Here is a 24,041-nt window from a genome sequence, read left to right as displayed (position 1 = left end):
TGGAGCTATCGTGCCACGCCCTCATGGTTCGACCGGCTCACCATGAGGACTACTGAATCACCTCGATCCCCACATCATCCCCGCGCAAATCCAGGCTCAACACCCACAGGTCCGGGTCGAAGTTGACCTCCTGGTCGATGCGCTCGGTCACCCTGGGCGGCTCGACCCGGTTGAAGCGGCGCTGGAACACCAGGCTGGCATCGTCCTGGCGGCTGGCCATCGGGGCCGGCGTGAACAGCGAGCGCGTGCCATCGAGGTGATCGACCTCGATGAACACCTGTCCGGCAATGGGGTCGCCGCGGCGCGACACCACGCACATATTGCCGAGATCGTTGTGGCGGCGAACGAAAACGCCGCACCACAAATCGCTGCGCAAGGCCCTCATGCGCGGGCCGGTAAGGTCGTGCTGTTCATGGCAGGAGCTTAGATCGCCGCCCCGGCCTGCCGCAACAGGCCAACCAGATCAGGATTGACCTGCCCGGTCACCCGGTAGCTGTGAAAATTCTCGAATTCGCGGATGGCCTTGGCCGTGGCGTCGCCAGGATGGCCATCGATCGAGCCATGATAGAAGCCCAGGCTCGCCAGCCCCGTCTGGATCTGGCTGACCAGCTGCACATTATTGGCCGGTGCCACCGCTGCGGGTGGGGCCATGGCTTCAAGCGAAGCCACCTGGACCGGCGCCGGCATCTGCTGGGGCTGGGATACCGCCGCCAGCGGCAGGGCCGGAATGGGCTTTACCGCCGGAGCGGCCGGCGTGGTGCGGCCATCGTCGATGGCGGCCACGATGGAATCGATGGTCTGCGCCGCGGCATTGCCGATCGTATCGACCGCCTGGTCGACCGGCGACAGGTCCGGCAGGCGCGCCACGACCCGGTCGGGCTGCGCCACTGGCTGCGGCTGGACCACCTGCGGCGCGGGCTGCACGATAGCCGCCTGCTGCACCACTGGTGCAACCTGGGCCACGGGCACCCTGCCCGCCGCATCGGCACGAAGAATCGCGTCGATCACCGCAGGCGTCATCGCGCCGGTCGGCGTCATGCCGTTGCGCTGCTCGAAGGCGCGAATCGCCGTGGCCGTCATCGGCCCGTAGAAGCCATCGACCGTGCCATTGAACAGGCCGAGTTCGGTCAGCTTCTTCTGCACGGCAAAGGCATCGCTATTGCCGACAGGCGCATTGGGAATCACCGGCGCGGGCGCCGCGACGCTGCCGGTGGTTTCCTGCGTCACCGGCGCGGTGACGACCGCCGTCTCGCGCGCTGGCGCGGGCATGGGCTCGGGGGCCGCGACCGGTTCTGGCACCGGCACATCCATGGCCGGCGCGAAAAGCGGCGCGGGGTGCCGCGCAGTCTGGAAATAGAGGGCGTTGCTCGCTGCCAGGGCGGTCATGGTGACCAGCGCCAGCATGCCCGTCGAGGCCAGCGGTGCGCGCATATAGCGCGACATGGTCCACAGGCCGGCCCGGCCCAGCGAGGTTGCAACAGCGGAGCCCGCCAGCAGAGGCAGGCGAGTGAAAGTGGTTGCCGTCATTGCGCTTTTCTTTTTTCGTCTTGCCATGGATGAACAGGAGCGGCGGCTGGCTCTTTGCGGAGAGGAGTGACGACGGCAGTTTCGTCGGTCTTTATTGCCGGACCGTTTATAGGCAGCAAAACAGTTACCGTTGTCCCTGACCCAATTTCGGACATAGCCCGCAAAGTGCCCTCATGCAGGTCGACCAGGCCCTTGACGATGGACAGGCCAAGGCCCGTCCCCTCATAGCGGCGCGACAATCCGTCCTGCACCTGGAAGAAGGGTTCCCCGATTCGGGTCAGTGATTCAGGGGCCATGCCGACGCCGTGGTCGCTGACCGAAAGATTGAGGCTCTGGCCCTGCCGCTTGAGGCTGATCGTCACCTGCCCGCCGGGATGGCTGAACTTGATGGCGTTGGACAACAGGTTCAGCAGGATCTGCCGGCAGGCGCGCTCGTCGGCGACCAAAGCCGGCAGCGGGCTGGCGATATCGGTCACCAGCGTCACCTGCTGCTTGGTCGCCATAGCTTCGACCATGCTGAGGCAAGGCTCGATCATGTCCTCGACCACGAAGGGCTCGGTCTGCAATTCGAACTTGCCGGCCTCGATCTTGGACATGTCGAGCAGCATGCGCACCACTTCGAGCAGGTGCTTGCCGCTCTGGTGGATCAGGCCGGCATATTCACGATGGGTGGTCGACAGCTCGCCCCCGATGCCGCTGCTCATCATTTCGGAGAACCCGACCACCGCATTGAGCGGCGTGCGCAATTCGTGCCCGATCGTCGCCAGGAAGCGCGACTTGGCCTCCGAGGCTTCCTCGGCCGTGCGGCGCGCTTCGGCCATGGCCAGTTCATTGTCCTTGCGGCTGGTAATGTCGCGGAACAAAGCCACGACTTCATGCCGCAGGCCGGCATTGTCGGCGTCCTGCACCGGCGAAAAGCTGATCTCGACCCAGATGAAGCGCGGCACGCTGCTCATGGCGCGCGGATCGTCCTGGCGCATCCGCACCTCGATCACCCGCGACTTGCCGCCCTGGTTGGCATCGGCAAAGGCGGTCAGATAGGCGGGGCGATCGAGCACATGCAGGCGCTCGCCCAAGCCCCCGCCCGACAATTCATAGCGGCGGCAGCCGAACAGCTGCTCGGACGAGCGCGACGCCAGCAGGATTTCGCCATCGCTGGAAAAGCGCATCACGCCATCCTGCACATGCTCGATCAGGTGGCGATAGGCGGTCATCTGCGCCTTGTCATAGACTTCATAGGCCGCGTTGATGCGGTTGGCGGTATGCGCAACAATTCCGACACTGGTCACGAAGGCCACGATGGCCGTGGCCATCAGCGCCCCCGCTCCCACCGGAATCGCCGGCACCGCGAAGGCAGCACTGATCCCGGCCAGCCCGACCACGCCCACCAGCAGCACCCAGCTCTGGCGCCGCAACTGGCCACGCCCCACCAGCGAAGCCAGAATCGGCGCGATGGCCGCAATGGCGAGACCCGCATCGCCCAGGCGCGGATCGGCCAGGGTCAGCATGCAGCCAAGCGCCAGCAGAATGCAGACCTGCCCGGCCGCGGCTTCCTCGAACAGCCGGCGCTGATGCAGCGCCAGCGTGATCATGCCGCCGGCCAGGCCGAGCACGGCGACGGCAAAGGGAAAAGCGGTGCCGGTCACCAGGCCATAGACCGCGAACGGCATGGCCAGGGCGCTCAGCAGAATCAGAATGCGGGCATTGTTGGCCAGCGTCTTGCGGCGCAGCATTTCCGGGCGGTGGCCGGTGCCGGCAACGGCCAGGGACATCTCTTCGCTTGCGCCGAAAGAGAACAGGCTACGCATACGCATTACTCACTATCACGACGCCAGCAGTCATGGATGCCCTTGGAAACCACAGGTTTTCCGGAGGCACCGGTTACGCCTGAATGGCTCAGGTCTCGTTGCCGCTACCCTGCCGGCCAAGAGCTAAAGGCGAGCTTAAATCCTGCCGCCCGCAGAGACGTCCAAGTGCTCCGGCGCGGTCCTTTCTCGGGTTAGCGTAAACAAGGCGTTGCCCTCCAGCAAAACGATGGGACGCATTTGTCTAAAATTTTATCGAAATGTCCCAGCGGCGCTTAAGACGGCCGTTCTAGTGTTTGTGATGCAGGCCGCGAAGGCCCTGCCAAAGCCCTGGAAAGAAGCAATGTTTCTGCTCGTTCGTTCCGTTTTCTGGCTGACTGTCGCCTATATGGTGATCAAGCCCGGCGTCGATTTCGTCGATGCCCAGGCCATGTCCGCACAGGCCATGGCGGCGGGCCAGCAGGTCATTGCCGAACAGATCCAGGCTATCGAATGCGACAGTTTCCAGTGCGCCGGCGGCAAGGCCGTCATTGCCGCGGCGCTGCAGTCTCCCCCGTCCGTCGGTTCACCCATGCATGAGTCGCCGACAGCTGTTCTGGCCCCCCATACCTCGGCCCCGGCCGGACTGGGCGGGATAACGGGGAGCCGCAAGCCCCCGACAGTAGACCCCAGGGCTCGCGTCACTTCCCCAAGCGACGCACTCCAGCGAACCCTGGCCTTGGCCCCAAGCACGCTGCCCCGTGCTTGGGGCTTTTTCCTGCCAAACACCATTGCCTTGCTATCGGCACCATGTGCGCCTATATGTTGCCCATACGTTTGAGCTACATGGCTATCTGATCCCGGCTCGCCGGTTTGGTCACACCCCCTGTTTTTGAGAGCGTTTAGACCTGCCCGGCATGTGTCGGGCAGCAATGATGCTGTCTGGCCTATGGCCGGGGCACGACCTGAAAGATAAAGCCATGATTACCGGCACCGTAAAATTCTTCAATTCCACCAAGGGCTTCGGCTTCATCTCGCCCGAAGACGGCAGCAAGGACGCTTTCGTCCATGTGTCGGCCGTCGAACGTTCCGGCCTTGCCGGGCTCTATGAAGGTGACAAGGTCACCTATGAGCTCGAAAATGGCCGTGACGGCAAGATTTCGGCGACGAACCTGACGCTCGTAAAGTAAGACTGCTCCGAGCCCCCCACCGGGGGCTCGGATGCCGCCTCCGGCATTGCCGAGGCATAGACAAGGCCCTGCGGCTTGGCCCGGGCCATAGAGACAATAATGACATTTCAAGACTACCACGCTCGCGCCGAGCTTTATCTCGGCAGCGACCGGCACACTGCCATGGCGCAGGGTAGCCGCACTTTTGCCACTGCCGCCCAGGCCATCCGTTTCGCGCTCGAAGAGGCTGCGCCGGTGAGCCTGCATGGCGCCATGCTCGAGGTTGGCGGCGCGACTTTCACGCGCGATGACCTCGTCGCCCTTTACCACAGCCCCGCCTTTCCCCTGCCGCGCAAGCGCGACAGCAAGCGGGACCGGACCCGCCGCCCGCGCCGCTATCACGGCAACAGCCCTACGCCAGCCTACGCCGCGGCCGGGCGCCAGGCCGTCATGGCCTGACAATTCCCACCGGAGCCGCCGACAAGGCGGCTCTGGTAATGCCGCGCGGCTTTGACTAGATACTCGACCATGAGCGAGCCCCAAGCCTTCCAGGACATTGCCGAAAACCTCTCCTTCCTCGACGACTGGGAGGATCGGCTGAATTACGTCATCGAGCTCGGCCAGGCGCTGCCTGACATGCCCGAGACCGACAAGACTGCCGAAAACAAGGTCAAGGGCTGTGTGTCCAATGTCTGGCTGGTGTCCAGCGTCGACCGTTCGGGCGGATCTGCCATCATGACCTTCCGTGGCCAGTCCGATGCCATCATCACCAAGGGTCTGGTGGCCGTCCTCATCGCGCTCTATTCGGGCCGACCGGCCGCCGAGATCGCTGAAACCGATGCCATCGACTGGTTCAGGAAGGTCGGTCTGAGCGAGCATCTGGGCATGCAACGCTCCAATGGCCTGGTAGCCATGGTCAATCGCATCCGGGCCGAAGGCAAGGCGCTGAGCTAATTCAGCAGCCCTCATGGTGAGCCTGTCGAACCACGAGGGCGTGGCGAGACGGTGCCACGACCTCGTCCTTCGACATGCTCAGGATGACTGAACGATCTATTCGGCCGGTGCAGGCGCCACTTTGGGCCGGCTGCCGCTGAACAGGCCGCTGCAGAAGCGCAGGACCGGCTGTTCGACGTAGCGACAGAGCAATATGCCGGCCAGCGTGCCGCCGATGATCGACACACCAGCGACGAAATAGTCCGCCCACAGGTCGGCGGGGTCCAGCAGCCGGAAGGCGAGCCCGGCCAGAATGGCCACTTCATAGATATGCACGAGATAGATCGAGTAGGACGCGTCCCCGATATGCTCGAACAGGGCCACGCGCGGCAGGCGCGGCTCGAAATGCACGGCCAGCAGCACCAGCGCTGAGGCGAAGGTGACGAAGCCGATAAAGGCGAAGCCGTCTTCCATGATGCCCTGGTCGAAGACGAACCCCTCCACCAGCCCCGCCAGTCCCAGCACCAGCGCCAGGCCGATCACCCAGCGCGATAATGTGCCCAGCCGTCCGCGCAAAGTCGCCAGCCCCAGCCAGGCGCCGGCGCAGAAGGCCAGCGGCATGAAGCTGGTATAGAATTGGGCAATGGCCGGTCCGGGCTGCAACAATGCACCCAGCACAGCCAGGACGGTAAAGGCGATGGTCAGCCAGACGACACGCGACTGCGCGCCCAGAAAAGCCAGCAGCGCGAAGCAGACATAGAAGAAGACTTCGTAATTCAGCGTCCATCCCAGCTTATAGAGCGGATGAATGCCGTGGCTCACCGGATTGTAGAAGGGCACGAAGAGCAGCGACAGCACGAGCTGGCCGGTATCGTAGACCGTGGTCTTGAAGACCTGCGGCGCCAGCAAAGCCAGCGCCGCGGCCAGCAGGGTGGCGCCCCAATACATCGGCACGACCCGGATGAAGCGGCGGCGCAGGAAAGCGGAAGCTGAAAACCGCCCCTCTCCGGTCACCGCGACCATGATAAAGCCTGATATCACGAAGAACAGGATGACCCCGAGCCAGCCCAGCCGGCTATAGCCGAGATGCTCGTCCACCAGGGGATAGAGCAGCGCGTGCGAGGCCAGCACCAGCATGGCCGCGAACCCGCGCAGGTATTGGATGGTGACGAACTTTTGCCGCATGCCCATTTCTACCATGCCGCGGCCCGGCCGGTTATTACCGTTCAAGATGTAGTTAAGACTCCGCCTCAGCAATCAGCGGCAGGCGCGCCTCCAGCCAGCCATCGACAGTGCCACGCCCCGTGCCGGTCGCATGGGCCGACAGGCCGAATTGCTGCGCTAGCTGGTCGAGGCCGATGCGCAGTACCAGCTTGGCGCTGCGCCGGGGCCAGCGCCGCTCGGTTTCGATCAGTTGCAGGCCCTTGCCCAGCCCGCAGATATCGAACAGCACGCCCCAGCAATCGGTGGGCAGCATGCCGGCCAGCCGGCTGAGCCGCAGCCGCGCATCGGCTGCGCCCTGCGAGGCGGTTTCCACGCTATTGCCCGCCCGTGCCCCGCCAACACTGGCCGGGTTGTAGGACATGGTCACGCGCGGGGCGAGCTGGGCGCGGCGGATCAACTGCTCGAGCCGCTCGGCCGCCGCCAGTTGATGCGGGGCGAGAAAGGCCGAGCCGGCAGCGTCACGCGCGGCCAGCCGCGCCAGCACGTCGTCATCGCGGGTCTTAGCCATGATGCACGGCCTCCCCGGCCATATCGGCCTCGATCTGCTGCTCGAGCGCGGTCACCTCCTCATCAAAACGCGGATCGTCGCGCATGTCCTCGATGACGGCGCAGGCATATGAGACCGTTGTCCTATCGCGCCCGAAGGCTTCGGCGATTTCCAGCAGGCTGCGCCCGAGCACGATATGAGAGAGATACATGGCCAACTGCCGCGCCCGCGCGACCGGCAGGCGGCTGCGGCTTTTGTGAGTAAGCAGGCGGATCGGCACGTTTTTCCGCCGCGCCACCAAAGTTATCACCGCATCACAGCCACATTGCGCCCTGCTCCGCCAGGCGCCGGAAACCGTGGTATGCATGGGTGAGAGAGAGTCGTACATCGGTAGGCCTCATCGCAAACAAGGAATTTATTCCTACATACTGCAACGAGTAAAGCCTACGGGGATAAGTCCCGTACAAATTCAAACGGCCGCCCCGTGGGGCGACCGTTTGAACGTCGTTGTCGCCGGGGTCCGGATGGACGCGACGTCTCTTAGCGGGGGGATTTGCGTCAGGCGGCCTTGCGACCCAGGCCATTATCCTTGGCCAGCTTGGAACGCGTTGCCGAATAGCTGGGGGCAACCATCGGGTAGTCGGCGGGCAGGCCCCATTTCTCGCGGTATTCTTCCGGCGAGAGATTGTAATGGGTGCGCAGGTGACGCTTCAGCGACTTGAACTTCTTGCCGTCTTCGAGGCAGATGATGTAGTCGGCAGCAACGGACTTGCGAACAGGCACGGCAGGCTTGAGTTCCTCGACAGGAACCTGGACCTCGTTAGTCTGCAGAGCACGCAGGGCCCCATGGACGTCAGTGATCAGCTTGGGCAGATCAGTCACGTTGACGGAGTTGTGGCTCACATAGGCTGAGACGATATCGGTACTGAGCTCGATCAGGTCGTGCTCGTAACCGGTCGCCGCGCCGGCGGTGTCACTCATATTTCAACCTTCCATTTATTATTGTTAGGCCACGACGAGGGGCAGTCACAGCCATGATTCATTCCTATGACTGTTTATTGTCGGCCGCAACCCGATATACCATAATCAACATGTTACAAATAGGGCCGCTCATGCGGCAGAATTGGGGCCACTTTTAGACTTGAGCTCATCAACTACCATTTTCATATGTAATTGATCAGTGGTTCTATAACTTGCTCTTGCTAGGAGATGGGCCGAGACAGGCGTGGTGAGCAAAAGGAATACAAAGCCGATTATTGCCCGCACACCCACGCCGACATCGAAACACAGTAAAGCCACCGCCAGCAGGACGAGCCCGCCACCCACCGCTCCGGCCTTGGAAGCGGCGTGCATGCGAGTATAGAGATCGGGCAGCCGGACCACGCCGATGGCAGCGATCAGGCTGAACAGCGCCCCCAGCAACAGCAGCACGCAGCCGGCATAAATGGCGATGGCCTCGATCATGGCGCATCCCCCCTGCTAGCCGCGCGGGACAGGATGTAGCGCGCGAAGGCCACCGTGGCGAGAAAGCCCAGCAGCGCCAGGGCGATGGCGATATCGAGGTACAGCATCAGTCCGGTGCGGATGGCGATGGTGCCGACAAAGCCCATGGCGATGACCGTCATCAGGTCCAGTGCCAGCACCCGGTCGCCCAGGGTGGGGCCGATGATGATGCGGACCACCGAGATGAGCAAAGCCAGCCCCAGCATCACCAGGGCGATCAGTGTGACGACGGACAGCACATCGGCCGGGCTCATGAATAGACCTCCCGCACCTTGGCCTCGAAGCCGCCGGCAATATCGGCGATCAGCGCCTCGCGGGTGCCGAAATTCAGCGCATGCACATAGAGCAGGCTGCGATCCTCGCTCACATCGACGCTCAGCGTGCCCGGCGTCAGGGTGATGAGATTGGCCAATAGGGTAATCTCGGCATCCGATTTCACGCTCAGCGGAAAGGCGATGATGGCCGGCTTGATGGCCGCTTTCATGTCCGGCGTCAGCACTACGATGGCCACCCGCACCGCGCTCGCCCCAAGTTCATAGAGAAACAGCACGGCCAGCGACGCCGCATTGCGCAACTGCCGGAAACGGCGCGCCGGGCCGAGACTGTTGCGCAGCAGCAGCACGGCGACACTGCCGATGGCGCCACCCAGCAGCAGGTTGAGCCCGCTGAACGTGCCGGTAATGGCGGCCCAGACGAGAGCCAGCACGACGACAGTCATGGCCGGATTCATGGCGTGCCTCCTGCAAGACCGATGGCGGCGACATAGCGGGACGGGTCGAGCATATCCGGCGCGCCGAGGCGCAAGACCTCGAACATGGCGTTGGGCCACAGGCCCACCGCAACCACGATACCCACCAATACGCCGGCCGTGCCGACGCGGAGCCAGGTCGCAACCGAGGCCGATGCTGGCGTGGCTGCGCCCTCTGGTGCCGGCCGCCAGAAAATATGCGCCCAAAGCCGCGAGCCGGCAATCAGCGTCAGCACCGCATTGACCAGCAGCGCGATCGCCACCAGCCCGCCCAGCCAACTGCCTTCACCCAGCCCCGCCTGCAGCAGCAGCAGCTTAGGCCAGAAGCCGAGGAAGGGCGGCACACCGGCCGTCGCCAGCACCAGCACGAAGAACAGGATCGAAACCGGCGCCGTCGTGGCATAAAGCCCGCCCATGCGCCGTGTATCACTCTGCCCCGTCCGCCGCTCGACCAGCCCGGCGACCAGATAAAAGGCCGTCATGGTCAGGATGGCGTGGAACACATAGAGCCCTGCCCCGCTCACCCCGGCCAGCGATGGCAGGGCAATGCCGACCAGCACCGAGCCAACGCCCCCGATGACGAAGAAGCCGATGGCGCGGCGCAGGTTGGTTTCGGCAATGGCGCCCAGCGGTGCGATTAGCAGCGTTGCCACCGCGATCACCACCAACACCGGCTCGAGCAGATCGCGGCTGGCAGGCAGCAGCACCACCAGCGCCCGCAACATGGCGTAGATACCCACCTTGGTCAGCAGCCCGCCAAACAGCGCCGACACCACGGCCGGCGGCGTATGATACGAAGCCGGCAGCCAGGCATTGACGGGAAAAGCCGCCGCCTTCATGCCGAAAGCCAGCAGCAGCAAGGCCGCCACGCCCGCCATGGCTGCCGGATTGGCCTCAGGCGCCACCCGCATGATGTCGGCCATGTTGAGCGTGCCGAGCAGGCCATAGAGCAGGCCCAGCGCTAGCAGGAAAACGTGGTGGCGAGGAAATTGATGAAGCCATACTTCACCGCGCCATCGAGCTGCGCCGGCCGCCCGCCTAGCACGAGCAGGCCGAACGAGGCGATCAGCATCACCTCGAACCACACATAGAGGTTGAACAGGTCGCCGGTGAGGAAGGAGCCGGTGACGCCGGCCAACAGTAACAGCACCATGGAGTGGAAGCCGTCGCGACCGTCCTCGGCGCCACGTTCGCCCTGCGCATGAATAAGCACGATCAGCGTCACCACCGCCGAAGTCAGCGCAAAACCGGCGCCGAAAATGTCGGCGGCAAAGCTGATGCCGAAGGGCGGCAGCCATTTGCCCATTGTCATGCTCAACGGGCCGCTATCGAGCACGCGCAGCAGCAGCGTCACCTCGCAGGCGATGACGGCGACCAGGATCAGCAGGGTGAAAACGAAGGTCAGGGCACCCGACCGGCGCAGCATCAGCGTCGCGGCAGCGCCCATCAGGCACAGCACCAGCGGCAGCACCACCACCCAGTCGGCAGCTGATGTCATGGTCTCGATCATTGCTGCGGGCAGCACCATTTCCACCATGTCAGTAACTCAGCGGCGGGTTGGGCTCGTTGACCGGCTCGGCCACGCGCATCGTGTCGGTATTGTCGGCATCGAGGCTCTGATAGGCGCGGAAGGCCAGCACCAGCAGAAAGCTGAACATGGCAAAGCCGATGACGATGGCGGTGAGGATCAGCGCCTGCGGCAGCGGATTGGCAATGGGACCGGCCGGCTGCTCGAGCCCCGCCGGCACGATGGGCGCGACTTCGCGCGTCAGCCGCCCGGCGGTGAAGATCAGCAGGTTCACGCCATTGCCGAAAATGGTCATGCCCAGCAGCATGCGGATCACCGAGCGCGACAGCAGCAGATAGACGCCGAGCGCCACGAAACATCCGACCAGCGCGGCGAGCACATAATCCATCAGCGCTCCTCCTCGCCGTCGCCTTCGAGCGCCAACGCCACGGCTGCGATCGTGCCGAAGACCACGAAATAGACCCCGATATCGAACACCATCGGCGTCGAAAGCGGCACCGTGGTCTGCCCCAGTTCGAGATAGAGCCAGATGCTGGTCATGAAGGGCGAGCCGGTGAACAGCGACAGCAGGCCCGAAAACCCGGCAATGAACACGCCGAAGCCGGCAATGGCCAGCGGATCGATGCGCAGGGCCCGCCGCGTCTCCGCCGCGCCATTGGCCATGCCGAGAATGGCGATGGAAGAGGCGGCAATCAGCCCGCCGATAAAGCCGCCGCCCGGCTCGTTATGGCCGCGCAGGCAGACATAGACCGAAAAGATCAGCATGATCGCCACGATCAGCGGCGCGATAGTGCGGAAGATGATCGTGTTCATGCCGCCGCCTTCCTGCGCCGACGTGGCGCCGGCTTGGGTTTTGGCACCGCCGGCTTCGCCCGGCTGCGCAGCAAAGCCATGATGGCGATGCCGGCCGCCATGACCACGGAAATCTCGCCCAGCGTATCAAAGCCGCGATAGTCGACGAGGATGACGTTGACGATATTGTGCCCGTGGGCGATCGGCACGCTGGTAGCGGTAAACAGGTCCGACAGCCGCGTATCGAGCACGCCCGACAGCACCACCATCAGCAGCAGGCTCACCCCGACGCCGCAGACCAGCGCCAGCGTGCCGTCGCGCGCTAGGTCCTCGAACGGCCGCTGGTCGCGCTCGTCCAGCCGCAGCCGCGTCATCACCAGCGCCAGGATCACCACCGACAGCACTTCCACCATAAACTGGGTGAAGGCCAGGTCCGGCGCACCGAACAGCAGGAAGATCAGCGCCACCGACGTGCCCTGTATGCCCAGCGCCAGAATGGCCACCAGCCGGTTATTCGCCATCAGCACGGCGCCCAGCCCGACCAGCGCCAGCGCGATCACGCCCCATTCATAGGGCTGCAATTGCGGCCAGCTCAGCTTGGCCGCCCAATTGCCCAGCTCGGCGGTCGGCAGCAGCACGTCATAACCATTGAGCGCCACCAGCGGCACGATCAGCGCCAGCGCCAGCCCGGCAAACACCGTCACCAGGTAGATTTCCAGCCGGCCGTGATGCAGCAGCCGGGTCAGCGCACCCGAAAAACGGATCAGCCCGAACATGACGGCGTCGAACACGGTATCGGCGGTCCAGCCCAGCCCGGCCTCGAAGCGCCGCAGCAGCGTGCGCAGCGTGGCGGCCTGCCGATAGACCAGATAGCCCAAAGCCCAGGTGGCGATGGACAGCCAGAAAATGGGGCTGGCCGGATTGATGGCGAGCGTCAGGTGGCTGGTCACCGCCTTCCCGAGAATGGCGCCCGCGCCCGGCTCGAGCAGGGTCCGCCCCAGCCAGTCGGTGCTCACAGCGGCAACGATGCTGGCAGCGCCCAGCACCAGCGGGCCGGCCAGCATGGCAATGGGCGCCTCATGCGCCAGTTTCGGCGTCGGCAGCACCGGCCCGAGGAAAGGCCGCACCAGCACCAGCATGGCCACGCCCGCCAGCAGGCCATTGCCCGCCAGCAGCACGACCAGCACCGCGATGTCGCGCCATTGCCCGCTCAACAGGCCGAGATACATTTCTTCCTTGGCGAAATAGCCCAGGGTCAGCGGCAGGCCGATCATGGCCAGGCTCGCCAGGGCCGCGCCGATAAAGGTCAGCGGCATGCGGTCGGCCAGCCCGCCCAGAATGGTGATGTCGCGCGTGCCCGCCTCATGGTCCACGGCGCCGACCACCATGAACAGCCCCGCCTTGTAGAAGGCATGCGCCACGAAATAGAGCACCATGGCCGCAATGGCCGCTTCCGTCCCCAGCCCGATCAGCAGCACCGACAGCCCCAGCGAAGCCAGTGTCGTCTGCGCCAGCATCTGCTTGAGGTCGGTCTGTCTGAGCGCGCCCAGCCCACCCCAGAGCAGGGTCGCGCCGCCGAAGCAGACCAGGATCAGCGTCCAGGCCTCGGTGCCGCCGAGCCAGGGCGTGGTGCGCGCCAAAAGATACACGCCGCCCTGCACCATGGTCGCCGAATGCAGGAATGCCGAAACCGGCGTCGGCGCTTCCATCGCATTGGGCAGCCAGAAATGCAGTGGCACCTGCGCCGATTTGGTGAAGGCAGCCGCGATGAAAGCCGTCAGCACCAGCCCGTAAAGCCCGCTGTTGCGCACCTCGTCGCCCAGCGCGCTCATCTCCCAATGGCCGGTGAGCCAATGCACCAGAATCGCGCCGATCAGCAGCGCCATGCCGCCGATATTGGTAATGACCAATGCCTGGATAGCGCCCCGGCGCGCCGCCTGCCGCGTATGATCGAAGCCGATCAGCAGGAAGGAGGTGACCGAAGTCAGCTCCCAGAACATGAACAAGGCCAGCATGCTATCGGCCAGCACCAGCCCCAGCATCGCCCCCATAAAGGCCAGCAGGAAGCCAAGGAACCGCCCGAGATGCGGATGGCCTTTCAGATAGGCGCCGGAATAGAGCACGATCAGCGTGCCGATGCCCGAAATGGTCAGCGCGAAGGTGAGGCTCAGCCCGTCGACCAGGAAGGACAGGTCGAGATCATAGGCCGGCACCCAGCCAATGCGCACCGATATGGCCCCGCCGGATACCACCTTTTCGATCAGCATCAGCAGAAACAGGAATATTCCGCCCGGCACCAGTGCCAGCACCCAGCCGGCGAAAGGTTTGGCGACCCGGTGAACGAGTGGCGCCAGCAAAGCGGCGACAAATGGCGCTATCGCCACCAGCGCTATGCTTGCATCCATACCCAGCCCCAACCGCCAATACTCCCGGGAACCGACTCTGTGGGCCGGCTTGCGGCAAGACCATATCGAATGATCCCCCCGCGACAAGTCAAAACGGCCCCGCGCAGGCAGTTGTCCAACGAAGGACGCAGGCCATACCCATTCCTACGCAAAGGCCTTGAGTTTGAGCTCGTGGCTTACCCCCACCCTCAATCCCTCCCCACAAGGGGGAGGGAAGCCGTGCAGCGCGTGAGACAATACTTGGACCACTGACATCGCCCATGCGCCTCCCTCCCCTCGATGGGGAGGGACCGAGGGTGGGGTGACGGGAGCCACGGAAGCAGAAGCAACGCCGAGAACACGCCCCCCTTCCCATCCCCGCCCCACAGTCCTATGTGAATAGCCCCGCCTCTACGGAACCTGCCATGACCAAGCCCACCGCCCCCGTCGCCGCCAGGAAGTCGCATAAAGTGACCTTCCACAATATCCAGCGCGACGATCCCTATCACTGGCTGCGCGCGGACAATTGGCAGGAGGTGATGCAGAAGCCCGAGACGCTGGCCCCCGATATCCGCGCCTATCTCGAAGCCGAAAACGCCTTCTACGAGGCCGAATTCGGCACGCGCACCAAGGCGCTGCAGGACACGATCTACAAGGAAATCCGCGGCCGCATCAAAGAGGACGATAGCGGCATCGCCTCGCCCGACGGCCCCTTCGCCTATAATTCGCGCATGCTCGAGGGCAAGCAGTATCCCCTCATCGTCCGCACCGCCCGCGATGGCGGCCCCGAAACCATTCTGCTCGATTGCAACGTGGAAGCCGGCGACGCCTATTTCGGCTTTGCCGGGGCCGAGCACGATCGCAGCCACCGCTATCTCGCCTGGGCCGCCGACCGCGCCGGCTCGGAATATTATGACATCGTCATCCGCGACCTCGATACCGGCAAGGACAGTGCCGAAGTCATCGAGCAAACCGCCGGCTCCTATGTCTGGAGCAACGATTCCAAGGCGATCTACTACACCGAATATGACGACAACCACCGGCCCTACCGCATCCGCCTGCACACTATCGGCACGGATCAGGCCAGCGATCCCATCATCTTCGAAGAGAAAGACCCCGGCTTCTTCGTCGGCGTCGGCCGCACCCTTTCCGACAAGTTCATCGTCATCGATGCCCACGATCACCAGACCTCGGAATGCTGGCTGATTGATGCCGAACTCGGCGGCACCCCCCGCCTCGTCGCCCCGCGCCTTACCGACCGCGAATACGATATCGATGAGCGCGACGGCGTCCTCTACATCCGCACCAATGCCGATGGCGCCGAGGACTTCAAGCTCGTCACCGCCCCGGTGGACAATTCCGGCGCCGAGAACTGGACCGACCTCATCCCGCACCAGCAGGGCGTGCTGATCCTCGACACGATTGTCATCCGCAACCACCTGCTGCGGCTGGAACGCTTCGAGGGCCTGCCGCGCATCGTCGTGCGCGACCTGCGCAGCGGCAAGGAAGAAACCGTCAGGTTCGACGAGGAAGCCTATTCCCTCGGCATGTCGGTCGGCTACGAATTCGACACCTCGGTGTTCCGCCTCACCTATTCCTCGCCGACCACCCCGTCGCGCACCTATGACATGGATCTCGAAACCGGCATCCGCACCCTGCTCAAGGAGCAGGAAGTGCCCTCCGGTCACAACCCCGATGATTACGAGACCCGCCGCCTCTTCGCCACCGCCCCTGACGGCGAGCAGGTCCCCGTCACCGTGCTCTACCGCAAGGGCACCAAACTCGATGGCTCCGCGCCCGCCCTGCTCTACGGCTACGGTGCCTATGGCATGTCCATGCCCTCGGCCTTCTCCATCTCCGCCCTCTCACTGGTCGATCGCGGCTTCGTCCATGCCACCGCCCATATTCGCGGCGGTATGGAGAAAGGCTATCGCTGGTATGTAGAGGGCCGCCGCGAGCACAAGACCAATACCTTCACCGATTTCATCGCCGCGGCCGAAATGCTGATCGACAAGGGCTACACATCAAAGGGCCGCATCGTGGCGCAGGGCGGTTCGGCCGGCGGCATGCTGATGGGCGCCATCGCCAATCTGCGCCCCGATCTCTGGGGCGGCATCATCGCCCAAGTGCCCTTCGTCGACGTGCTCAACACCATGCTCGACGAGACCCTGCCGCTCACCCCGCCCGAATGGCCCGAATGGGGCAATCCCCTCGCCTCGGCCGAGGATTATGCCCGCATCGCCGCCTACGCGCCCTATGAGCAGGTCGGGCCACAAGCCTATCCGCCCATCTTCGCGCTGGCCGGGCTGACCGATCCGCGCGTCACCTATTGGGAACCGGCCAAATGGGTGGCAAAGCTGCGCGCAACCAAGACCGGCAATGCACCATTATACCTCAAGACCAATATGGGGGCCGGCCATGGCGGCGCCTCGGGGCGGTTCGACCGCCTCAAGGAAACCGCCGAGTGTTATGCCTTTGCGCTCAATGCGGTCGGATTGGAAGGAACGTTCGGTTCCAACTGATTGTTGCCACTATCGAAACGGCCTATACCAAGGCCGCTATCCTCAGCGTCTATCCCAAAATCGGAGGCCATAATGTCCACGAAGTTCACCCTGCCGCCCCTGCCCTACGCCTATGATGCGCTTGGCCCCTACATGTCCAAGGAAACGCTCGAATTCCATCACGACAAGCACCACCAGGCTTACGTGACCAATGGCGAAAAGCTGCTGGAAGGCTCGGGGCTGGAAATCCTGCCGCTCGAGGACATCGTCAAGGAGAGCTACGGCAAGAATGCCGGCCTCTTCAACAATGCCGGCCAGCACTACAACCACGTGCACTTCTGGAACTGGATGAAGCCCAATGGCGGCGGCAACAAGCTGCCCGGCAAGCTGGCTGCAGCCATCGACTCCGACCTGGGCGGCTTCGACAAGTTCCGCGCCGATTTCATCAATGCCGGCACAACCCAGTTCGGTTCCGGCTGGGCCTGGCTGTCCGTCAAGAACGGCAAGCTCGAAGTCACCAAGACCCCGAACGGCGAGTCGCCGCTGGTCCATGGCGGCCACCCGATCCTGGGCGTCGATGTGTGGGAGCACTCCTATTACATCGACTACCGCAATGCCCGCCCGAAATATCTCGAAGCCTGGTTCGACAACCTGGTGAACTGGGACCATGTCGAGCTGATGTTCGACGAAGCCACGGCTTAGTTTCTGGCGGATATCCCCTCCCAACCTCCCCCTGATAGGGGGAGGAGCTGCGCAGTGGGTGGGGCAACATAGTGCCAAATCCCCGATCTGTTCCTCCCCCTATCAGGGGGAGGCTAGGAGGGGGTACCCACAAGGACTCCATCCAAGCCCGCCCTCCGGCGGGCTTTTTCATACCCGCATCGGTATTTTCCCCCAGCCATTATCCATTTCGGGAACCGGCCTCTTCTTCCCGACATTTCCCCATGGTAACGCTTCATTTACTATCCGGGGGATGTCAGTGTCAGAGCCGACCAAGGTCGTTGCCATTATTGCGGCCAATACTGCGCTGTCGTCGCTCCTGGCGATGGTGGTGGCCGGCGACTCGCACCTCAAGGTGCGCCAGTTCGAAAGCGATATCGAGCTCATCGCCTATATGCGCATCGCCCCGCTCGATATGCTGGTCTGCGATTTCGATCGCGACGGCCGCCCGGCCTATGAAATGGTCGAATCGATCCGTCTCAACAATGACCTGATCAGCCAGGACGTGCCGGTCATCGCGCTCACCCGCACCATCACCCCGCCCATGCGCCACCAGGCCATTAGTGCCGGGATCGACGAAGTCATCATCAAGCCGATGTCGCCGCGCCACCTGCTGCAGCGCATCCAGGCCCGCCTGCGCACCCGCAGCGTCGTCGGCGTCCTCGGAGGCTATCGCGGCCCCGACCGCCGCAACCGCGCGCCCCTGCCCAAGCCGTATCCCGTGCCAACAAGACGGGCGACCGACAACGTCATCCCGCTGTTTCCCGACCGCCGCAAACCAAGGCATCCGGGGCTCGAGGGCTAATCGCAGAATAGCGCCTATGGCCCCACCCCACCCTCAATCCCTCCCCATCAAGGGGAGGGAGGCGCATGGGCCGCGTCAGTGTTCCAATGATGGTTTAGCCACGGAGCAGGCTTCCCTCCCCCTTGTGGGGAGGGAGTGAGGGTGGGGGTAAGCCACAAGCACTGAACCCCTCACCCCACCGCGATATGCCCAATCCCCTTGGCCGCAATCTCCTCGAAACTCTCGTCATACCCCGCATCGGCATAACGCATCACGCCCAGCGCCGTGTCATTGGTCAGCGCATGCTCCAGCCGCTCATCGCCCCCCGGCGTGCCGTCGGCCACCACCGTCACCCCCGCTGACGTCATATAGCCCGCATAGCCCCCGCCGCCCGAATGGACCACCACCAGGTCTGCCATGGACGAGCACAGCAGCATCGCATCGAGGATCGGCCAATCGGCAATGGCGTCCGACCCGTCCTTCATCCGCTCGGTCATGATATTGGGATGCGCCATGGCCCCGGCATCGAGATGGTCGCGGCTGAACGCCACCGGCCCGGCCAGGGTCCCATCGGCCACCATAGCATTCACCGCCCGCGCCAAAGCCGACCGCTCGCCATGCCCCAGCCAGGCAATCCGAGCCGGCAGCCCCTCAAACGGCACATGCTGCCGCGCCAGGGAAATCCAGTTGGTGACGATCCGGTTGTCCGGAAACATCTCCAGCAATTTGTCGTCGATCTTCCTGATATCCTCAGGGTCGCCCGACAGCGCCATCCAGCGGAACGGCCCGATCGCCCGCGCAAACAGCGGCCGCAGATACGCCTCGGTGAAAATCTTGATATCGAAGGCATTCTCCACCCCACCCGCCTTGGCATGGGTGCGGATCAGATTGCCATTGTCGAACACCTCGCTGCCCGCCTGCTGGAAAGCCAGCATGGCCCGCACATGATCGACGATCGATGCCCGGCTCGCCGCCATCAACTGCCCCGGCCCCTCGACCCGCAGGCGCTTCACCTCATCGAGGCTCATCCCCTTGGGCACATAGCCATAAACAAGATCATGCGCCGAAGTCTGGTCGGTCACAATGTCGGGCACGATGCCGCGCCTAGCAATCTCGGGATAAATCTCCGCCGCATTGCCCACCAGCCCGATGGACGTCGCCCGCTTCTCCGCCACTGCCTTGTCGATCATCGCTAAAGCCGTATCGAGGTCCGGCGCAATCTCCTCCAGATACCCCACATCCTGCCGCTTTCTTGCGCGTTCGGCATCGATGTCGACACACAATATCGCCGCCCCCGCCATGCGCCCGGCCAGCGGCTGCGCCCCGCCCATGCCGCCCAGCCCCGCCGTCAGGATGAACCGCCCCGCCAGCGAGCCACCGAAGCGGTTCTCGGCAATGCGCATGAAAATCTCATACGTACCCTGAATGACCCCCTGTGAGCCGATATACTGCCACGCCCCGGCCGTCAGCCCGCCCCAACAGATCAGCCCCTTTTTCTCCAGCTCATAAAACACCTCGGCCTTCGCCCATTGCCCGACAATGTTGCAATTGGCCATGATCACCAGCGGCGCCTTGGCATGCGTCTTCAGCAGCCCGATCGGCTTACCCGACTGGATCACCAACGTCTGGTCCTCATCCATATCCAACAGCGCTTCCACGATCCCCTTATGCGCCGCCCAGTTCCGTGCCGCCTTGCCCAGCGCCGCATAGACTACCAGCTCGTCCGGATTCTCCCCCACCGCCAGCACATTCTCCAGCAGCCGCAAAGCGCCTCCTGCCGCCAGCCTTTCGCGCGGAGCTCGGGCCCGCCGGGGATGGGGGAAGTTGGGGTGGCGGGGATTGGGTGTGGGCATTTTTAGGCTCCTTCTCCGGAGGCACAAAACACTCGATGTCATCCCGGCCTTGAGCCGGGATCCATCTTGAGATTTCTGTTTTGCCGCAAGGTGTTTGACTGATCGACCTTGCGGCCGCGGGTCGATCTCAGGATAGGCCCCGGCTCAAGGCCGGGGTGACACCGTGGATGGGCCAGCTTCTTGCGTCACGCTCTCCAGCGCATATTTCGCCAGCTCAATCCCCATCCGCTCCTCGACAAATGGATAAACCGCCGGATCCAGCACACTCGAACTCAGGGGAATCCCCGTCTTGGGAACATGCAGCACAAACACATACATGCCACGCCCCAGTTGCCCCACCGACAGCGCCTGCCCCGCCGCATCCAGCGTGGTCAGCACATCGGGAAAAGTCGCCAGCCTTGTGCCGCCGGCATCCTCCACCGCCATATATTCGTTCATCACATGCAGCGTGGTCGCATTATCGCCCTCGCCCACGGTGATGCGGCCGATATCGAACGCCTCCTTGGTATAGGTCACGTCGATATCCGTGATGTAGCCCTTGGTCAGGATCACCCCGCCCGTCGTCTCCACGATGGCGTCGATCATCTTGCCCGGCCCCTTGCCCTCGGCCGCGATCATCGCCTCGCCGAGCTTCAGCGCCAGCGAAATTCCGCCCAGAGCCGCATGCTGCTTCACATAGCTCGCCCGCAGCGGATTGCGGCACGAGGCAATAAACCCGCCCGACATATCCGCCGCCGTGCGCAAAATGGGCGACACCTTCGCCGTCGCCCCGCGCGTCACCAGTTCGATATAGCGGTTCTCTTCCCGATTGCCGCCCACCGCCGTCTGGATCATCTGCTCGGGCGACCCAGCCATGCCGATGGACCCCATATCGCCCGTCGGATGCGCGCGAATATCGCCCACCGCATCCACCACCTTGAGCCCCAAAGCGGCCGCCGGCAGCCAGCCATTCAGCGTCGATGACTTGCCATTCTGCCCGATCATCAGCCCGCTCAGCTTCTCGCCCAGCGCGTCCTGCAACAATTGCACGGCCTTGATGTAATCCACCCCGCGCATTTCCCAGGGCGTGGTCGAAGCCGGGGCGCCGATGGCGGCCGCCGTCGCCACCCAGTCATCCGCGTCCAGTTCCTCTATATCAACCAGTTCCGGCTGGCCGATGCGCACCGCCGCCGTGCCCAGCATGCGGCCATGGTCGGCCCAGCCGCCACCGCCCGCCGCATAGACAGAGCCGCCGCGCACAGCCGCCTCCACATCCTTTTCGGTGAGAATGCGCCCCATTATCCAGTCTCCTGCAATTTCACATCCAGCGCCCGCACGGCGTCCAGCAGCACAGCCGCGCCCAGCGCGATATCTTCCGTCGTGGCGAATTCATCCGCCGAATGGCTACGCCCATCCTTGCAGGGCACGAAGATCATCGCCGCCCTGGTAATCCGTGCCATCCACGCCGTGTCATGCCCCGCCCCCGACGCCATGCGCCGATGCCTTGCGCCCGCGCTGTCGCAGGCCGCATCAAGCACATCGAGCAGCCCGGCATCGCAGGGCGTCGGTGGATTGTCAGACACAATGCGCGGCTCCGACACGGTCACGCCGGTCTTCTCGGCAATCGCGGCCACGCCCTTGTCGAGTTCGTCGACGAACCGCTCCATGTCGTCGCGCAGTTCCGCCCGCGCATCGATCAGCATGCGCACCCGCGCCGGCACCACATTGGCCGCATTGGGCGACATCTCGAATTCGCCCACAGTGGCGGCAAAATGCGCCGCGCCACTGGCCAGGGCCTTGCCCAATTCCTCGACGCCCAGCGCAATCCACGCCGCCGTGGTCAGCGCATCCTTGCGCGACCCCATCGGCGTCGTCCCCGCATGGTCGGCCCGTCCGTCCACGATAATCTCGATCCGCGTGATCCCGGCTATTGCCGTCACCACGCCCACATCGAGTTGCTGATCCTGCAGCACCGGCCCCTGCTCGATATGCAGTTCAAGAAACGCCTTGATGTCGTCGCGCTGCGCCGGCAGGCGCACGTCGCCGCCCACCTGCGCAATCCCCTGCTCCAGCGTTAGCCCATCGCTTTCCCGCGCCAGCCATTCGGCCGGCCGCGTACCGCTCATGCCGCGGCTACCGATGCAGGACACGCCGAAAATGGACACTTCCTCGGCCAGGAAATCCACCACTTCGAGCGTATGCTCCAGCACCACGCCCTGGTCGCGCAAAGCCCGCGCTACTTCCAGCGCCACCACCACTCCGGCAATGCCATCGAACCGCCCGCCATCGGGCACGGTATCGGAATGCGAGCCCAGCATGATCGTGCCCAGCTCCGGCCTTTTGCCCGGAATGGTCCCCACCAGGTTCCCCGCCGCATCCACCCGTGTCACCGCCCCGGCCTCGCGCATGGCCTGTTCCAGCCACTTGCGGCCTTCGAGAAACAACGGCGTAAACGCCCGCCGCGTGTAAGGCCGCCCCGGCTCAGTGATAAGGGCCAGCGCATCGATATCGGACGAGATCCGATTGGTGCTTATGGGGGAATTGGGGATCATGGCGAGATACCCCCACCCTTGATCCCTCCCCACAAGGGGGAGGGAGACGATGGGGGATCGCTCCGTGGCACAATGTCAGCATCGCACCGGCCGGGCTTCCCTCCCCCTTGTGGGGAGGGAATGAGGGTGGGGGTATTTTGGGCACCAAGCATCAGTGCTTCACCCCCGGCCGCACAAACCGCCCCGTCCCCGGCTGCGCCACATTGGTCCCGTCGAACACCTGCCGCCCACGCAGATAGGTCAACCCCACAGTCCAGGGCAGTTCGATCCCGTTATACGGCGACCAGCCCACCACATTGTGCCCGCTCGCCGCCGCGTCGTAGCGCATGGACCGGGGAAACAACACCGCGATATCGGCGTCCCGCCCCGGCGTCAGCGCGCCCTTGGCATGGTCGAGCCGGAAATGCCGCGCCGGATTTTCCGCCATCAGCTTGGCCGCCCAGGTCAGCGAAATTCCCCGCTTCAACGCCCCCATGACGAAAAGCGGCACCATGACTTCCAGCCCCGGCACGCCGGACGCATTGGCCAGCATGTCGGGATTGGTCTTGCGGTTTTCCGACCAACTCACATGGTCGGTCGAAACCAGCGACACATTGCCCGCCCGCACATGCTCCCACAGCTTTTCCACCTCGGCCCGCGGCCGGATCGGCGGATTGATCTTGGCCTTGCCGCCCAGCCGCGCGACGTCGTTCTCCTCGTCCAACGTGAGGTAGTGAATGCAGGCCTCGATGGTGGCGGCATAGCCCTGCTCGCGATAGCTCAGCGCGATCTCGTAGCCGCGCCCCAGCGAACAATGCACCACATGCGCCGGGCACCCCGTCTGCGCCCCGGTCTCATAAATCTGCAACGAGGCCAGCAATTCGGTCAGCGGCGGCCGGCTCAGCGCATGCGCCCGATAGTCGGTAATGCCAGCCGCCTTCACCTTGGCCATGGCGGCACGGACCATTTCGTCGTCCTCGTTATGCACGCCGGCCGTCAGCCCGGTCTTGGCCACGGCGGCAAAGCATTCCTCCAGCAGAGCCGGCGGAATGCGCGGAAAGCGCACCGGGTCCGTTCCAAAAGTGGAAAACTTGAACGCCGCGACACCCGCCTCGTCCTGCTCGGCAATCCGGCTGGCGCCCTCTTCAGGGTTGATCGTGCCATAAAGCGCGAAATCCACCCGCGCTTGCGGCTCGGCATGCGCCACTTTCTTGCGCACCGCCTCGGCGGAACACACCAGATTCCCCTCATCATAAGGCATGTCGACAATGGTGGTGACGCCGCCGGCCGCCGCCGAGCGCGTCGACCAGATGAAATCCTCCTGGTCCTTCTGGCTCAGCGAATGGGTCTGCGCATCGATGGCCCCCGGCAGGATCAGCGCATTGCCCAGTTCATGCCGCTCATGCGCATGGGGCGCAATGCCCTCCCCCACATGCACGACCTTGCCATCGCGCACGGCCACATAGCCGTTCTCCACCACCAGATCGGGCAGCACCACGGTGCCGGACAGGACGAGATCGAAATCGGACATTTTTCAGTTCCCCCGACGACTGTCCTGCCACGCCCTCGTGGTTCGAGGGTCGCTGCGCTCGCG

At 64.0% G+C, this 24,041-nt stretch carries 25 protein-coding genes and 1 pseudogene; 7 read left to right on the top strand and 19 right to left on the bottom strand.

Annotated elements, in window-relative coordinates; translation table 11 throughout:
* Positions 1 to 49: 49 nt before the first annotated feature.
* From FPZ08_RS01915 to FPZ08_RS01905, 3 genes are read right to left on the bottom strand one after another with little or no spacing between them, the layout of a single operon-like run.
* Complete coding sequence (locus tag FPZ08_RS01915) at positions 50 to 376, bottom strand: DUF1491 family protein (protein WP_186767167.1); 327 nt, start codon at positions 374 to 376, stop codon at positions 50 to 52.
* 47 nt (positions 377 to 423) lie between these two features.
* Positions 424 to 1,527, bottom strand: a complete 1,104-nt coding sequence (locus FPZ08_RS01910) for a peptidoglycan-binding domain-containing protein (protein ID WP_146288420.1) — start codon at positions 1,525 to 1,527, stop codon at positions 424 to 426.
* Positions 1,524 to 3,341: a sensor histidine kinase gene (locus FPZ08_RS01905; RefSeq protein WP_146288419.1), complete on the bottom strand. Its 1,818-nt coding sequence runs from the start codon at positions 3,339 to 3,341 to the stop codon at positions 1,524 to 1,526. The genes FPZ08_RS01910 and FPZ08_RS01905 overlap by 4 nt, the downstream gene beginning before the upstream one ends.
* A gap of 334 nt (positions 3,342 to 3,675) precedes the next feature.
* On the opposite strand from FPZ08_RS01905, the gene FPZ08_RS01900 reads away from it, so the two are divergent.
* The 4 genes from FPZ08_RS01900 (at position 3,676) to FPZ08_RS01885 (ending at position 5,434) form a co-directional block, all read left to right on the top strand.
* On the top strand, positions 3,676 to 4,152 hold the full coding sequence (locus FPZ08_RS01900; protein ID WP_146288418.1) for a hypothetical protein: 477 nt from the start codon (positions 3,676 to 3,678) through the stop codon (positions 4,150 to 4,152).
* Between the two features lie 139 nt (positions 4,153 to 4,291).
* Positions 4,292 to 4,501 carry a cold-shock protein gene (locus FPZ08_RS01895; RefSeq protein WP_056227426.1) on the top strand — a complete coding sequence of 70 codons (210 nt, stop codon included), beginning with the start codon at positions 4,292 to 4,294 and terminating at the stop codon, positions 4,499 to 4,501.
* A 99-nt stretch (positions 4,502 to 4,600) separates the two neighbouring features.
* Positions 4,601 to 4,939, top strand: a complete 339-nt coding sequence (locus FPZ08_RS01890; protein ID WP_146288417.1) for a hypothetical protein — start codon at positions 4,601 to 4,603, stop codon at positions 4,937 to 4,939.
* A 69-nt stretch (positions 4,940 to 5,008) separates the two neighbouring features.
* The gene (locus FPZ08_RS01885; RefSeq protein ID WP_146288416.1) at positions 5,009 to 5,434 is read left to right on the top strand and encodes a SufE family protein; all 426 of its coding nucleotides are present in this window, start codon (positions 5,009 to 5,011) and stop codon (positions 5,432 to 5,434) included.
* Positions 5,435 to 5,530: 96 nt separating this feature from the next.
* Here FPZ08_RS01885 and FPZ08_RS01880 read toward each other — a convergent pair whose 3' ends face one another.
* From FPZ08_RS01880 to mbhE, 12 genes are all read right to left on the bottom strand, one after another.
* Positions 5,531 to 6,598, bottom strand: coding sequence for an acyltransferase family protein (locus tag FPZ08_RS01880; RefSeq protein WP_186767166.1), 1,068 nt, complete (start codon positions 6,596 to 6,598; stop codon positions 5,531 to 5,533).
* Between the two features lie 52 nt (positions 6,599 to 6,650).
* Positions 6,651 to 7,145 (bottom strand): DUF6456 domain-containing protein, encoded by a 495-nt coding sequence (locus tag FPZ08_RS01875; RefSeq protein WP_146288414.1) that lies wholly within the window; start codon positions 7,143 to 7,145, stop codon positions 6,651 to 6,653.
* The gene (locus tag FPZ08_RS01870; RefSeq protein WP_246132777.1) at positions 7,138 to 7,512 is read right to left on the bottom strand and encodes a helix-turn-helix domain-containing protein; all 375 of its coding nucleotides are present in this window, start codon (positions 7,510 to 7,512) and stop codon (positions 7,138 to 7,140) included. Before FPZ08_RS01870 ends, FPZ08_RS01875 begins: the two co-directional genes overlap by 8 nt.
* 170 nt (positions 7,513 to 7,682) lie before the next feature.
* Positions 7,683 to 8,105, bottom strand: a complete 423-nt coding sequence (locus FPZ08_RS01865; RefSeq protein ID WP_146288413.1) for a Ros/MucR family transcriptional regulator — start codon at positions 8,103 to 8,105, stop codon at positions 7,683 to 7,685.
* Between the two features lie 129 nt (positions 8,106 to 8,234).
* Complete coding sequence (gene mnhG / locus FPZ08_RS01860; protein ID WP_146288412.1) at positions 8,235 to 8,588, bottom strand: monovalent cation/H(+) antiporter subunit G; 354 nt, start codon at positions 8,586 to 8,588, stop codon at positions 8,235 to 8,237.
* A complete protein-coding gene (locus tag FPZ08_RS01855) occupies positions 8,585 to 8,881 on the bottom strand; it encodes a cation:proton antiporter (RefSeq protein WP_146288411.1) in 297 nt (98 codons plus the stop codon). Before FPZ08_RS01855 ends, mnhG begins: the two co-directional genes overlap by 4 nt.
* On the bottom strand, positions 8,878 to 9,357 hold the full coding sequence (locus FPZ08_RS01850; protein WP_146288410.1) for a Na+/H+ antiporter subunit E: 480 nt from the start codon (positions 9,355 to 9,357) through the stop codon (positions 8,878 to 8,880). Before FPZ08_RS01850 ends, FPZ08_RS01855 begins: the two co-directional genes overlap by 4 nt.
* Positions 9,354 to 10,298, bottom strand: a complete 945-nt coding sequence (locus FPZ08_RS01845; RefSeq protein WP_246132776.1) for a proton-conducting transporter transmembrane domain-containing protein — start codon at positions 10,296 to 10,298, stop codon at positions 9,354 to 9,356. The genes FPZ08_RS01850 and FPZ08_RS01845 overlap by 4 nt, the downstream gene beginning before the upstream one ends.
* Before the next feature lie 38 nt (positions 10,299 to 10,336).
* Positions 10,337 to 10,912, bottom strand: a complete 576-nt coding sequence (locus FPZ08_RS22230) for a proton-conducting transporter membrane subunit (protein WP_246132775.1) — start codon at positions 10,910 to 10,912, stop codon at positions 10,337 to 10,339.
* A gap of 1 nt (position 10,913) precedes the next feature.
* Complete coding sequence (locus tag FPZ08_RS01840; protein ID WP_146288408.1) at positions 10,914 to 11,291, bottom strand: Na+/H+ antiporter subunit C; 378 nt, start codon at positions 11,289 to 11,291, stop codon at positions 10,914 to 10,916.
* Positions 11,291 to 11,716, bottom strand: coding sequence for an MnhB domain-containing protein (locus FPZ08_RS01835; RefSeq protein WP_146288407.1), 426 nt, complete (start codon positions 11,714 to 11,716; stop codon positions 11,291 to 11,293). Before FPZ08_RS01835 ends, FPZ08_RS01840 begins: the two co-directional genes overlap by 1 nt.
* Positions 11,713 to 14,100, bottom strand: coding sequence for a hydrogen gas-evolving membrane-bound hydrogenase subunit E (mbhE, locus tag FPZ08_RS01830; protein ID WP_146288406.1), 2,388 nt, complete (start codon positions 14,098 to 14,100; stop codon positions 11,713 to 11,715). The genes FPZ08_RS01835 and mbhE overlap by 4 nt, the downstream gene beginning before the upstream one ends.
* A gap of 404 nt (positions 14,101 to 14,504) precedes the next feature.
* Between mbhE and FPZ08_RS01825 the strand changes: the two genes are divergently transcribed.
* The 3 genes from FPZ08_RS01825 (at position 14,505) to FPZ08_RS01815 (ending at position 18,105) form a co-directional block, all read left to right on the top strand.
* On the top strand, positions 14,505 to 16,601 hold the full coding sequence (locus FPZ08_RS01825) for a S9 family peptidase (RefSeq protein ID WP_146288405.1): 2,097 nt from the start codon (positions 14,505 to 14,507) through the stop codon (positions 16,599 to 16,601).
* A 72-nt stretch (positions 16,602 to 16,673) separates the two neighbouring features.
* Complete coding sequence (locus FPZ08_RS01820) at positions 16,674 to 17,282, top strand: superoxide dismutase (RefSeq protein ID WP_146288404.1); 609 nt, start codon at positions 16,674 to 16,676, stop codon at positions 17,280 to 17,282.
* A 277-nt stretch (positions 17,283 to 17,559) separates the two neighbouring features.
* The gene (locus tag FPZ08_RS01815; protein WP_186767164.1) at positions 17,560 to 18,105 is read left to right on the top strand and encodes a response regulator; all 546 of its coding nucleotides are present in this window, start codon (positions 17,560 to 17,562) and stop codon (positions 18,103 to 18,105) included.
* 170 nt (positions 18,106 to 18,275) lie between these two features.
* Here the strand turns inward: FPZ08_RS01815 and FPZ08_RS01810 are convergent.
* From FPZ08_RS01810 to FPZ08_RS01795, 4 genes and pseudogenes are all read right to left on the bottom strand, one after another.
* Positions 18,276 to 19,937, bottom strand: a pseudogene (locus tag FPZ08_RS01810) (urocanate hydratase).
* Between the two features lie 144 nt (positions 19,938 to 20,081).
* Positions 20,082 to 21,215 carry a thiohydantoin desulfurase gene (locus FPZ08_RS01805; protein ID WP_146288402.1) on the bottom strand — a complete coding sequence of 378 codons (1,134 nt, stop codon included), beginning with the start codon at positions 21,213 to 21,215 and terminating at the stop codon, positions 20,082 to 20,084.
* A complete protein-coding gene (locus tag FPZ08_RS01800; protein ID WP_146288401.1) occupies positions 21,215 to 22,468 on the bottom strand; it encodes a Zn-dependent hydrolase in 1,254 nt (417 codons plus the stop codon). Before FPZ08_RS01800 ends, FPZ08_RS01805 begins: the two co-directional genes overlap by 1 nt.
* Positions 22,469 to 22,619: 151 nt before the next feature.
* On the bottom strand, positions 22,620 to 23,978 hold the full coding sequence (locus FPZ08_RS01795; RefSeq protein ID WP_146288400.1) for a dihydroorotase: 1,359 nt from the start codon (positions 23,976 to 23,978) through the stop codon (positions 22,620 to 22,622).
* Positions 23,979 to 24,041: the final 63 nt, after the last annotated feature.

This window comes from Devosia ginsengisoli, from assembly GCF_007859655.1.
In the GTDB taxonomy this organism is placed as follows: Bacteria; Pseudomonadota; Alphaproteobacteria; order Rhizobiales; family Devosiaceae; genus Devosia; species Devosia ginsengisoli.
This window is presented reverse-complemented; position numbering and strand designations above follow the sequence as displayed.